The sequence below is a fragment of the Paenibacillus tritici genome (genome assembly GCF_018207515.1).
Classification (GTDB): Bacteria; Bacillota; Bacilli; order Paenibacillales; family Paenibacillaceae; genus Paenibacillus_AQ; species Paenibacillus_AQ tritici.
The window spans coordinates 6,587,433-6,599,984 of the sequence record NZ_CP073365.1; the positions used below are offsets into that span (position 1 = coordinate 6,587,433).

Consider the following 12,552-nt stretch of genomic DNA (forward strand, 5'->3'; position numbering starts at 1 on the left):
CTACAATGCTCCCGCTGAAGATTCAAGCTCCCGGTCTAACCGGTCAAGTGAATCATACAGCAGCTTGATGAAGGCTTCACGGTCTACGCCGAGCAGCACCTCCGTATTGGCAGGCTGCTCAGGCTTCTTGCGCCGGTCGGCAACGGTCATTCCCCGGGTCAGCTTGCCCTCGGTCTCCACGGTAACATGCAGGTGCTCGGATTCAAACAGCTCCGGATGCAGCAGCCAGGCAATCGCGCACGGGTCATGCAGCGCATTGCCGACAAAGCCCATCTTTTTGCCATAGATCGAATAGAAATCCAGCAGCTCTCCGACCATTACGGATACGGGTCCACGCGTCTTCAGCTCCTGGATCTCCTCTTCGAATATAGCCGCTTTATCCGTCACATCCAGTCCGCTCATCACAATGGGAATCCCCGATTCAAAAACAATCCGCGCCGCCTCCGGGTCCACATAAATGTTGAATTCCGCCGTCCGGGTCACATTGCCGTAAGCCAGCCCGCCGCCCATCAGGGAGATCTTCTCGATTCTGTCCTTCACCTCAGGATAAGCGGTGATCAAGAGGGCGATATTTGTCAGCGGAGCTGTAGGCACCAGGGTAATCTTCTCTTCAGAAGACCGGATAATATCCAGCATGAATTCCACCGCTCCCTGTTCCACCGGCTTGAACTTGCTCGCCGGAAGCGCCGGGCCGTCCATGCCGGACTCCCCGTGGGCTTCCTCTCCAGTAACCAGCTTGCCGAGCAGCGGCTCTGCCGCTCCCTTGGCCACGGGAATATCAGCATTTACAAAGCTGAGGATCTTCAGTGCATTATCGGTGATTTTGTCCAGAATCTGGTTGCCGCCAACCGTGGTAATGCCCCGGATCTCCAGCTCTTCTGGATGGGCCAGCGCAAGCAGAATGGCAATCGCGTCATCATGCCCCGGATCGCAGTCAATTATGATAGGTGTTGGCATCGTCGTCGCTCCCTTAGATTAGTCATGTGAAAAGCTATATATAAGACGCACTTAAGTGTTGAACTTGAAGCTTCATCGTCACTGCGGTGAACATTTGGACTTCCTTAAAATATTTCGTTTATTTAGCCGTCGTCTTCAGCTTCCTGTTCTTCTTCCGCGTCTCTGAGACCGCGTAGATGATCAGACCGATCACCGTTGCCACATAAGGAAGCGTAGCAATCAGCTCAGCCGGAATCTTCAGCACCTGCAGAGCATTGGAGAGCGCATCAGCTGCCCCGAACAGCAAGGAGGTCAGCGCTGTACCTACAGTTGTACTCCGGCCCATGGACTCTGCAGCAATCGCGATCCAGCCCCGGCCGGCAATCATATCACGGGTGAACAGTGACAAATACCCCATCGACATATAAGCTCCGCCCAGACTGGCAAAGAAGCCGCTGAGCAGCAGCGCACTGTACTGGATACGCACCACACTGACTCCGACGGACTGGGCCGCATGGGGATTCTCACCCACCGAGCGGATACGCAGCCCCAGCGGCGTACGGTTCAGCAGATAATAGACCACAAGTACAGACAGGATAGAGAAATACGTCAGAATATGGTGTCCCGACAGAATCGGCCCCAGCACCGGAATATCCCTCAGGAGCGGAATCTCTATACTCGGCAGCACTTTACTCGCCAGGGAGGTGGATGAACCCTTGTCCCCGCTGAGCAGATACAGAATAAACACCGTTCCCCCTGAAGCGAACATATTGATCGCCACACCGCCGAGAATGATGTGGGTCTTGAATTTCAAGGTAAAGAAAGCCAGAATCCCGGCAATAAGCGTCCCCGATAATACTGCGCCCAGCAGCCCGACCCAGGCACTTTGCGTATACGCGCTCACAATGACCCCGGCCAGCGCCGAGACCAGCATAATCCCTTCCATCCCGATATTGATGATTCCTGCACGGTTCGAGATGAGCGCCCCCAGCGCTGCGAACAGAATCGGCGTAGTCACACGCAGTACAGAGAAGGCAAAATCCGTCGTCAGAATGACATTCAGCAGACTGTTCATGCTTCCTTCGCCTCCTTCAGCAGCATGCGGTTCTTCCAGAACTTAAGGAACTGCTCCGCAGAGATCAGCAGGATAATTACAGCCTGAATGATCGAGATCATCTCGGACGGCACATCGGACAGGCGCGCCATCATGTCGGCGCCTATACGGATATAGGCCAGGAAGAGCGCCGAGACAATGACAGAGAGCGGATTATTCTTGGCCAGCATGGCCACCAGCGCACCATCCATACCGTAGCCCGGCAAGGAGGTCCATTGAAACCGGCTGTACATCCCAAGCACTTCCACCGAGCCGCCCATACCGGCAATGAACCCGGCAATCAGATGGACCATAATGATGACCTTGGCGGTCTTCATGCCTGAATAACGGGCGAATTCCCGGTTGACCCCGGTCATACGCAGCTCATACCCCCACTTGGTCCGGTAGAGGAACAGGTGGGCTAGCACAATAAGCACCAGTACGATAATAAGTCCGGTATGAATCCGTGTACCTGTGAACAGTTTGCTCAGCTGTGCCGTCTTTTCGAATTTAAAAGATACATTGGCGAAGGCCTTGGCATCCCGCAGATGATAGTTCAGCAGGTACAGCCCCACCCCAAACAGAATATTATTGAACATCAGCGAAGTCACCAGTTCGTTGGCATTCCACTTCGCCTTGAGAATGCCGGGAATGGCTGAGAGCAGCGCTCCCACAATCGAGCCGGCGAGGATCGCCACCAGCGGATGCAGCCAGCTGTTCAGGCTAAGATGAATCGCCAGTACCGTGGTTACAACACCGGAGAAGTAGAAGATCCCTTCCGCCCCCAGGTTGAACATATTGGCCCGGAACAGCAGGGAGACGGCAAGACCGGTGAACATCAGCGGAATAGCCATCTCAATGACATTCCCGATATGCCCCTTCGTGGACAACGGCTCCCAGAGGAAGATGCCTATCGTCTTCACCGGGTGGTCACTGACCAGCGAGATGACCAGGAACGCGATAACCAGTGCAATGATAATGACTGCTGCCGTCCGGATTGCCTCGAAATATTTTACTCTAAACATGATTTACGGCCCTCCCGGTCTGCTCTTTGTCCTGCCGGTTGATCCCCAGCATATAGAGCCCCAGCTCTTCCTCACTGACAGCCGAAGGATGATCGAAATATGCCACGATCTGACCCTCATACATGACAAGAAGACTGTCGCTCAGCTCCAGAATTTCATTCAAATCCGCCGATACCAGCAGGGTGGCACAATTCCCCGAACGCAGCTCCAGCAGCTTCTGATGGATGAACTGGGCAGCCCCGATATCGACGCCCCGGGTCGGCTGCTCCGCGATCAGCAGCTGCGGATTCGTTGAGCATTCCCTGGCCACGACCACCTTCTGCATGTTGCCGCCGGACAGCATCCCAATCGGCTGCTGCGGGCCGGAGCAGCGCACTTTGAATTCCTCCACCAGGGCTGAGGCCAGCGCGGCGATTTTGGACCCGTGCAGAAAAGGCCCCTTATTCATATCCTTCCGGCGGTACCGCGTAGAGATCAGGTTATCAGCAATGCTGGCCTCTCCGGCCGAGCCTTGACGCATCCGGTCCTCAGGGATATAAGAGACTCCCAGGTTACGGATATCCAGAATATCCAGCTCGCGGATCTCCTCCCCCTTCACCCGTACCGATCCGCTGCCGGTAACACCGCGGAGACCGCCGGTCAGCGCTTCAATAAGCTGAGTCTGTCCGTTCCCCTCCACGCCGGCAATGCCGACGATCTGTCCTTCGCGGACCGAGAAGCTGATCTCCGAGAGCAGCGCTTTGCCCTGACTGTCGGATACATTCAGCCTGTCTACCGTAAGCACCGGCTTGCCATGAGGTATAGTGCTCTTGTCGTACTTCAGCACAACATCCCGGCCGACCATCAGCCGTGAGATTTCCTGCTCGGTCACTTCACGGGTCTCGAAGACCCCTTCGCTTCTGCCGCCGCGCATGATGGTGATCCGGTCACAGATCGCCTTGACCTCCTTCAGCTTGTGCGAGATGAACACAATCGTGTGCCCTTGCTCCTTCAGCTGCTGAAGCTCGCGGAACAGCTCCTCCGTCTCCTGCGGAGTCAGCACGGCTGTAGGCTCGTCAAGAATGAGGATTTTAGCCCCGCGCACCAGTGCCTTCAGAATCTCCACCTTCTGCTTCATGCCGACGCTTAAGTCCTCCACCTTGGCCTTGGCATTCACCGCGAGGTTATATTTACGCGCCGTGGCCTCCGTCAGACGTACAGCTTCACCAACATTGAAGCCCACCCCTTTGCGCGGCTCCATGCCCAGCACCATATTCTCGGCCACTGTAAAAGAAGGCACCAGCATGAAATGCTGATGGACCATACCGATGCCGCGGTCAATCGCGTCCTGCGGGGACTGCAGCTTCACCTGTTCCCCCCGGATGTAGAGCTCGCCTTCACTGGGCGACTCCATGCCGAACATAATCTTCATCAGAGTCGATTTACCGGCTCCGTTCTCACCCGCAATCGCATGGATCTCACCCTCACGCAGGGAGAATTCAACGTCCTTGTTGGCTACTACGCCGTTCGGATATACTTTGGTGATTCCCCGCATTTCCAGCAGAGCATTTGCCATGGGTCATCATCGCCTTTCAACTTGGGTGATCTGCAAAAATAGGCAGCGGAAGCCCTTCCTAAGAGAAGAGCCTCCATCTGCAGACTGCCTGTTTCCATTCAAGCCAAAATTCTATTCATGTCCTTAAGGTTTAACAGCATTACGGATCGCTTCGACTTCAGAGGTTTCCATGCCCATCGCATTATCCACCTTAATCTCCTTATTGATCAGCTTCTGCTTCACTTCTTCAATCTTGGTCTGCAGCTCTGCCGGGAACGCTTCCTTATAGATCTCATTCTCGGCAATGCCCACGCCGTCTTCGACGAAGCCAAGCACATCACGTTTGCCCATCTCCAGGGTCCCGTCCTGCAGCTTCTTCACTGCGCCAAGGATGGCGGAGTCGATTTTTTTGATCGCAGAGGTAACGATCAGGTTTGCTTTCACACTATCTGTATCCTTCAGCAGCATGGCCTGGTCAGAATCGACGCCAATCGCATATTTACTTTTTTCCTTCGCAGCATCGAAGATGCCCAGTCCCGTACCCCCGGCTACGTTGAAAATAATATCCACCCCGGAGTTGTACTGGATCAGCGACAATTCCTTGCCCTTGGCCGGGTTCACGAAATCTCCGGCATAGGATACCGCTACCTTCACCTCAGGATCAACATATTGTGCTCCCTGGATGTACCCCACCAGGAAAGCATTGATGCCGGGGATGTCCATTCCGCCCAGGAATCCGATTACGTTGTCCTTGTTGGCATTAGCCATATCGGACTGGGTAGCCAATGCCGCTGCCGCTCCGGCCAGGAACGATACCTCATTGGTCGAATAGGACATGTTGTACATATTTTCAGGTGCTTCTTCAATGTCAGTGTCGTAGTTGATGAATTTTTTATCCGGATTGGCTTCTGCGGTCGCATTGAACATTTCCGTAATTTCCGAGCCGCCCGAGATGACAACATCCCAATCCTCGGCAGCGATATCATTGAACGTCGGCTCCCATTTCGTCTTGTCCGCGCCCATTTCCACCACTTTGGTTTCCGCGCCAAGCTCGCTTTTCACTTTTTGCAGACCATTGTTCGCCGCATCAAAAAACGACTTGTCCCCCAGAGTCCCCGGAATCAGCAGCACAACCTTAAGCTTGTCCCCCGCAGCCGCGCCTCCGCCTTCCGCATTCGTACCTGGAGTGGCTGTATTTCCATTACCGGACTTGCTGTTTCCGCATGCAGTGACCAGTACCATAACCGCCAGCAGCAATAAAGTGAGCATTTTCTTGTTCATCTCTTAAGTTCACACCCCTGTTTGTAATGGATCAACCCTGTGAAGTAGCATAAAATCCCAGTTACACGTTTTGTTGGTCCCATCCAATCGGACACCATGAATAACTGAATGTTGAAATTCTGAAAATTAGCATTTTACTCTGAAAACCAAACATTTCATGTTACATTTCGTCAAAAAACCGTGAAATATCCGAACAAGATGGCCAGTCCAGTTGAGAATCTTCGGTTTTATTGATAAGATCATATCAAATGAAAACATAAATATTTATATATTTTCGGTCAACTTTTTGTACGATTCGGCTAAATGACCAGGAATGGAGGCTCATCATGGATCGTGTCCTATATATTGTAAATGCAGAGCACGAGGCAGGTACGTATATCCCCCCGCATCAGCATGAATGCTTTGAGCTTGTGTATTACATTCAGGGTCAGGGAACCTGCAGCATCGGTCAGCGCAGCTATCATTTCCGGCCCTCTACCTTTGCCCTGATTCCGGCGGGCTTCAAGCATGACGAGAATCACCAGCCCAGCCCGGAGGTGCTGTTCGTCGGTTTTCACTGCGGGAATCCGGTGATCAACTCGCTGTCCGGTGTTTTTGACGATGATAAGGAGCATACCGTCCTTCAGACCCTGCAGCGGATGAATGCAGAATTCAAGCGCAAGCGCGACGGGTTCACCGAGCTGCTGAATCTGCAGATGAGCGAAATTACCGTCTATCTGCAGCGGCTGCTGAGCGCCTCGGACTTCCATTCCCCGGCAGAGGATCAGATGCAGTATGTGCTGAATTATATGAACGAGCATTACCGTCACAAGCTTTCGGTAGCCTCCCTGGCAGAGATGTCCGGTTACAGCTACGATCGCTTCAGGCATCTGTTCAAGGAGAGATTTCAGCATTCGCCACACCGTTATCTTTTACTAAAACGCCTGGATTATGCCAAGTCCCTCCTGCTCCACAGCCAAATGCACATATCCGAGGTCTCTGCGGCGGCCGGATTCGTCAATGATGCCCAGTTCTGCAATATGTTCAAAAGAGAGATCGGCCTCTCCCCGCGCACCTTCCGTATTCAAAGCAGAGTCATGTAGCATAGATAGAGCCATCCCCCGCTCTGGTAGCTTTTGTACACCAATCTTGCATTTGTTCACTGCCCGGATGCCCGGTCTGTTCACTGATGTTATCTTGTTCCACTGTCCTGTTCATAGCTTGAAGCTTATAATCGTACTATGAACAATTCGGACGAAGACGGTACCTGCATGAACAGACAGTAAGTCAGGGGGCTACTTGAGATGAGACTGAACAAGATCGGCAACCAACGGGCACTATACAGCAGATTATTAATTAGCATTACGCTTTGCGTCTCCTTAACCTTCCTTGTCTCCACCATCATCTATTACAACTACTATATCGGCGTCGAGAAGAAGCAGACCTTCCAGTCGGATCTTGGCAACCTCACACAGACCAGCAGGGAAGTCGTCAACATGACCGATGCTGCGCAATCGCTTTCTTTTCAAATTTACCGTAACAGCACCATCTCCAAAATTGTGTTCTATGACAAGCCCGATATCTATGATGTCACAGCGGCCATGTCCGAGCTGGGCAACTACCTGAGCTCCATGCCATATATCGAATCTATTTATGTATATAATCCCAAGGGCGGGCAGCTGTATATCGCTTCCTCCCATGGCCAGAACGGTGTATTTACCGAGCAGGAGCTGGTGGACACCTCCATTCTGGATATCCTGAGCCATTATCAGAACTACAGAGCGTTCACTCCGATTCCCAGAGTATATTCCAATGGGGCACAGGAGAATGACCAGGTGCGTGCTTACACCTTCCTGTGTCTGGATGCCATCGGCTGGGACCGGGCCATTAATTCGGCGGTTATCGTCAATATTTCCGCCCCATGGATCAACAAAGAAATCGCCAGTCCCGCAGATTCAACCAGCTCCACTTACATTTTGGACGATCAGGGCGCCTTCCTGTCCAGCAACAGCCTGAAGCAGCAGGAACTCACTCCAGAAGAGGCCGGATTCATTGAACAGCGGATCAAAGGCAAAGAAGCCGGTTATTTCATCGCTCCCTTCGGAGGCGTGAACTCGCTGATCTCGTATACGGCACCGGATGACCTAAGCTGGCAATATGTACGGATTACACCCTATGAGATCATTACGCAGCAGACCAACACTATACGCAACACCACCCTGCTCATTGCAGCCCTTGTTCTGGTGGCCGGTATCGGTCTCTCCTGGATTATGTCCAGAAGCCTCTATCTGCCGATTGACCGGATTGTCAGCGAGATGAATATTCTCGAAACAGAGAAACGCGACAGCATGTTCATGATCCGGCAAAATACGCTGCGCGACCTGATTCTTGGCCTGAAGCCCCTGCAGTCCATGCAGCAGGTGGAGAAGCTGCGCCAGCTCGGGATTCACTTCACCTTCAATAATGATTACCGCCTGATTCTGCTCCGGATTGATCATTACCAGGCGTTCAGGGAAGCCCGTTCCTCCTATCTGCTGGCCTCGAAGTTTGCCATTATGAACATCGCTTCGGAGATTTGCGGCCAGACCTACCGCGTCGAGACTGTGGATATGAACGATGACGGCATCCTGGTGCTGCTGAATATAGTCGATCCCGTGGAATACACAGATACCGGCCTGATTGAGGCGCTGCTCCGGCAGATTCAGCAGGCCTGCTCCGATTATCTGAAGCTGAGCCTTACACTAACCTACAGTCATATTGAACGTAACGCCGCTCAGCTTCACCAGCTCTATAAGCAGGTCCGGGAAGCATCGAATCACCGCCTGTTCTATGGACATGGCTGTATTATTAAGGCCCAGGACATCTGTGCGCTGGAGTCCAGCACTTATCATTATCCCGCCGATAAAGAAAAGAAGCTGGCCGACGCGCTGCTGAGCGGTAAGCTGGATGACGCCGCCGAGCAGTTCAGCAGCATCATCCGGGAGACGGAAGCCTTCCCCTTCCAGACCGTACAGTTAACCGTATCCAGACTCAGCGTGACCGTCCGGGAGCTTGTGAATACCGTACAGACACGTAACCGCTTACAATACAATGGACTTCACGAGCTGCCCTGTTTGGAATCCGTTGAGACCCTTGCCGAGCTGGAGGAGGCCTTCTCTGCCCTCTTCCATACCTTGCAGGAGCAGCTCGCCGGTAAAAAAAACGCCAAGCAGCATGATCTGATCTGCCAGATTAACGCCAAGATCAACGAGGATTACATGAAGCCTCACCTTAGTCTCAACCAGATCGCCGATGAGCTGAATATGTCTCCCATATACGTCAGCCGCCTCTACAAGCAGCAGACCCTGAACAGCATCGTCGATGTCATTCTGGAGGTGCGGATGCGGGAGGTCTGCGTCCTGCTGGAGAACACCGACCTGCCCGTAACCGCGATTGCCGAGCGCTGCGGCTTCACCAGCAGCTCTTACCTGTACCGGATGTTCAAGCGCAGCTTCGGCACGACGCCTACGGATTACCGGCGGTTAAAGAGTGCGCGGATGAACTAAGGTTGCTTTGGTGGAACACCAAGCCACGCTTTTCCGCTTTGCCTTGCAGTTTGCGCTTTGGTGGAACACCAAGCCTGCTCTTCGCTTTGCCTTGCAGTTGCTGTGTGTGGAACACTAGCCCGTCTCCAGATACATGGAGACGGGCTTCTGCTCTCCCCTCCTGCCCCGGAGGCCTTAGGGCTGACGCGGCCTCCGCGGCTGTGGTCTCGTTGCGCCGAGCGCTTAAACAGCGGAGAAAACGGAATGAATGTGGAGAAGCGGAGCGTTCGCCTTTGTGTCCGGATTTTCACCGCTAAGGTAAAAATAATAAAAATCTGGACACAACAGCGATTGGAACATCATTCCGTTTTCGGAGCGTCCCCCCAAGCGCCAGCGCCAGCTCCCGCTCCAGCGCCACCACCTCCACCGCCCCCCAGCCAACCGCGCACACCAAAAAGCCCCGTAAGCTATTAGGCCTCCGGGGCACTCCTCTACTTGATATCCTTCTCCGCAACATAAGCTTCCCACTGCTTCGTCCACTCCGTCTGGATCTTCTCCAGGCCAGCCTGCTTGGCCTTCTGCATGAAGGTCTCCAGGCCCTTATCCACATCATCCACGAGTCCGGCCTCCAGAGGGAACAGGTACTGCTTCTCAACCTGCTCCAGCGCGGCCTTCTCCGCCTGATAGGAGGTGTAGTCTTCGGCGAAGCCCAGGAACAAATCCGGCTTCTGGATTTTGTCCAGCTCGTCGAAGATGGCCTTCACCCCGTCGAAGCCCTTATCGAACAGCATGAATTCCGGGTTTCTCCACGCCCAGCCGTTCATGCCCTCACGAGTGAAGCCATTCGATGTACTGGTGCCGACCAGCTTGTAATACCCATCCTCTACAGTGTAGTTCTTGCCTTCAATGCCGTATTGCGTCAGCTGGTTATACCGTTTGTCCAGAACCATCTTCTGATAGAAGGCCAGCGCTCTTTCCGGGTTTTTGCTGCTCTTGGGAATAGCGAACCCGTTATGAATCGGATGTACAGGTGTAGCATAACCGGTCGTTAAGCCGAAGGGAGAGTACGCCAGCTCCCAATCCGGATGGGTGGTGCTGATCTTCATCTTCATATCATTGAAGCGGTTAGGGTTATCGCCGAACATACTTGCCGCTTTACCTGAAGTAACAGGGTCCTGCATCGTATCCTTGATGTTCAGCACGTTCTTCGGAATGAAGCCTTTGTCTGCCCAGCGCTTCATCATTTTGAGCTCTTCTTTTTGCTCATCAGAACCCCAGTAGGAATATACCGTAGTTGGCGAATCATACTTCACACCCATGCCGTATGGCAGAGCGCCGACCATTTTATGCAGCTCCGTATAGATATAGTGCAGGTTATTGCCCACATCACTGTTCAGGGACATCGTCATCATATCCGGCTCATTTTTGGCGATGCCGTCCATATAGGCCTCATAGCTGGCCAAGTCCTTGGGCTCCGGAAGATTATATTTTTTGCGCAGATCTTCGCGGTAGACGAAGCCGTTCGTTACATATTCTTTGAAGGTGGCAGGAACCGTGTAGATTTTACCGTCCACCTTGACATCCTCCCACATCGGCGCAGGAACGAATTGTTGCAGCTCGGGAGCCGCCTTAGGGAGCAAATCATCCAGTGCCAGGAAGGCACCGCGCTTCGCATAGGATTGATATTGAGTCCAGTCCGCGGTAAAAATCAGATCAATCGCCTGACCGGAGGACAGCAGCAGCTTATATTTCTGATCCCAATCTGTCCAGCTGGTGTAGTTGAACTTCACGGTAGCATTCAGCTCTTCCTGGGCCATCTTGTTGATCTCAGCCTGAATCGCCGGAAGATCCTTAGGAGCATCGCCGAGCATGTAGAATTGCAGCTCCACCTTCTTCGAGGTGTCGATACCGGTATCCGCTCCTGTGGCTTCAGCCCCCTGTGTTACGGCCGCAGTGCCGGGGTTGCCGTCCGTCCCGGCGCTGCCGGTGCTTCCATTACTGTTGCCCCCGCCGCATCCCGCCAGAAGCGATAGAGCGAGCACGCCTGTTGTAAGCGTTACCATTGTTTTTCTGCCTGCTTTCCTTCTCATGAATGAACCCTCCTAAAAGTTTTGTGAGCCTATGCTTCCCCTGGAATTCTCTCCGTGCAAAACTCTCTTCGGAAGCATCCGCTTTTGTTTTGTGAGCCTATACTTCCCCGCCCTGGCATGTAACTCTATGTTAGCCGAAATAACAGATATACGGTAAGGGTACATTCTGTCAGACGGTTCTAACCTTTTACAGCTCCGATCGTCAGCCCCTTCACGAAATAACGCTGTATGAACGGATACAGGAACAGAATCGGACCCGTAACTACAATAGCCATCGCCATCTTGGTAGATTCCGTAGGCAGATCACTGCCCAGGCTGACCCCGGTACCCGCGCCCATATTGGCGATGAAGGATGCCGAGTTAATTACATTGTACAAGTGGAATTGCAGCTGATACTTATGCGGATCATTGATGAACAGTGAGGAGGAGAACCAGTCATTCCAGTAAGCCAGAGCCAGGAACAGACCAACAGTAGCGATGCCGGGCATCGAGAGCTGCAGCACAATGCGCCAGTATATTTTGAAATCCCCCGCCCCGTCCATCTTGGCCGATTCGAACAGTTCCTCCGGAACAGCCGAACGGATGAAATTCTTCATCAGAATAATGAGGAACGGCGTCATCAGCCCCGGAAAGATCAGCGCCCCGTAAGAGTCCGTCAGATGCAGGTATTTGGTGATCATAATATACCAGGGCACCAGCCCCCCACCGAACAGGGTCGTGAAGTAAATATAGAAGGAGAAGGTATTGCGGTATTTGAAATCCTTACGGGCCAGCACATAACCAGCCATAGTCATAAAAAACAGCCCCAGCGTCGTCCCTATCACCGTAGTAAACAGCGTCACCCCATACGCCCGCAGAACTTCGTCGGGGAATGTGAATACCGTCTTGTAGCCCTCCAGCGAGAACTGCGCCGGTATGAAATGATAACCGTCCTTGATAATGGAATCATTGGCCGTCAGGGAGGCGGAAATAATCAGCAGGAACGGAATCAGACAGGCCAGCGAGCCCAGGATAATAACCGTGTAGGCCACTCCCTGCAACAGCCGGGTATAAAGATCGTCTTTGATAGTCATGCTCTTCTTCTCCTTCC

The 12,552-nt window shown here is 53.0% G+C and carries 9 protein-coding genes; 2 read left to right on the plus strand and 7 right to left on the minus strand.

The features are described 5' to 3' along the window. The 5 genes from KDC22_RS28240 to KDC22_RS28260 all read right to left on the minus strand — a co-directional run bounded on the left by KDC22_RS28240 (position 1) and on the right by KDC22_RS28260 (position 5,869). On the minus strand, positions 1-957 hold the full coding sequence (locus KDC22_RS28240; protein WP_211721120.1) for a nucleoside hydrolase: 957 nt from the start codon (positions 955-957) through the stop codon (positions 1-3). A 118-nt stretch (positions 958-1,075) separates the two neighbouring features. Continuing rightward, positions 1,076-2,011 carry an ABC transporter permease gene (locus KDC22_RS28245; RefSeq protein ID WP_173140582.1) on the minus strand — a complete coding sequence of 312 codons (936 nt, stop codon included), beginning with the start codon at positions 2,009-2,011 and terminating at the stop codon, positions 1,076-1,078. Then, positions 2,008-3,054, minus strand: coding sequence for an ABC transporter permease (locus KDC22_RS28250; RefSeq protein WP_173140580.1), 1,047 nt, complete (start codon positions 3,052-3,054; stop codon positions 2,008-2,010). The genes KDC22_RS28245 and KDC22_RS28250 overlap by 4 nt, the downstream gene beginning before the upstream one ends. Further along, positions 3,047-4,609, minus strand: coding sequence for an ABC transporter ATP-binding protein (locus KDC22_RS28255; RefSeq protein WP_211721121.1), 1,563 nt, complete (start codon positions 4,607-4,609; stop codon positions 3,047-3,049). The genes KDC22_RS28250 and KDC22_RS28255 overlap by 8 nt, the downstream gene beginning before the upstream one ends. A gap of 123 nt (positions 4,610-4,732) precedes the next feature. Beyond that, the gene (locus tag KDC22_RS28260; RefSeq protein ID WP_211721122.1) at positions 4,733-5,869 is read right to left on the minus strand and encodes a BMP family ABC transporter substrate-binding protein; all 1,137 of its coding nucleotides are present in this window, start codon (positions 5,867-5,869) and stop codon (positions 4,733-4,735) included. A gap of 326 nt (positions 5,870-6,195) precedes the next feature. On the opposite strand from KDC22_RS28260, the gene KDC22_RS28265 reads away from it, so the two are divergent. Both KDC22_RS28265 and KDC22_RS28270 read left to right on the plus strand, forming a co-directional pair. Further along, on the plus strand, positions 6,196-6,951 hold the full coding sequence (locus KDC22_RS28265; RefSeq protein WP_173140574.1) for an AraC family transcriptional regulator: 756 nt from the start codon (positions 6,196-6,198) through the stop codon (positions 6,949-6,951). 201 nt (positions 6,952-7,152) lie between these two features. Continuing rightward, positions 7,153-9,393: an AraC family transcriptional regulator gene (locus KDC22_RS28270; protein WP_211721123.1), complete on the plus strand. Its 2,241-nt coding sequence runs from the start codon at positions 7,153-7,155 to the stop codon at positions 9,391-9,393. A gap of 470 nt (positions 9,394-9,863) precedes the next feature. Here KDC22_RS28270 and KDC22_RS28275 read toward each other — a convergent pair whose 3' ends face one another. Further along, positions 9,864-11,462: an extracellular solute-binding protein gene (locus tag KDC22_RS28275; protein ID WP_211721124.1), complete on the minus strand. Its 1,599-nt coding sequence runs from the start codon at positions 11,460-11,462 to the stop codon at positions 9,864-9,866. A 179-nt stretch (positions 11,463-11,641) separates the two neighbouring features. After that, positions 11,642-12,535, minus strand: a complete 894-nt coding sequence (locus KDC22_RS28280; RefSeq protein ID WP_211721125.1) for a carbohydrate ABC transporter permease — start codon at positions 12,533-12,535, stop codon at positions 11,642-11,644. Positions 12,536-12,552: the final 17 nt, after the last annotated feature.

Coding starts and splice junctions, on each gene's coding strand:
- KDC22_RS28240 (WP_211721120.1), bottom strand. CDS start 957: ATGCCAACACCTATCATAATTGACTGCGATCCGGGGCATGATGACGCG.
- KDC22_RS28245 (WP_173140582.1), bottom strand. CDS start 2,011: ATGAACAGTCTGCTGAATGTCATTCTGACGACGGATTTTGCCTTCTCT.
- KDC22_RS28255 (WP_211721121.1), bottom strand. CDS start 4,609: ATGGCAAATGCTCTGCTGGAAATGCGGGGAATCACCAAAGTATATCCG.
- KDC22_RS28270 (WP_211721123.1), top strand. CDS start 7,153: ATGAGACTGAACAAGATCGGCAACCAACGGGCACTATACAGCAGATTA.
- KDC22_RS28280 (WP_211721125.1), bottom strand. CDS start 12,535: ATGACTATCAAAGACGATCTTTATACCCGGCTGTTGCAGGGAGTGGCC.
- KDC22_RS28260 (WP_211721122.1), bottom strand. CDS start 5,869: ATGAACAAGAAAATGCTCACTTTATTGCTGCTGGCGGTTATGGTACTG.
- KDC22_RS28265 (WP_173140574.1), top strand. CDS start 6,196: ATGGATCGTGTCCTATATATTGTAAATGCAGAGCACGAGGCAGGTACG.
- KDC22_RS28250 (WP_173140580.1), bottom strand. CDS start 3,054: ATGTTTAGAGTAAAATATTTCGAGGCAATCCGGACGGCAGCAGTCATT.
- KDC22_RS28275 (WP_211721124.1), bottom strand. CDS start 11,462: ATGAGAAGGAAAGCAGGCAGAAAAACAATGGTAACGCTTACAACAGGC.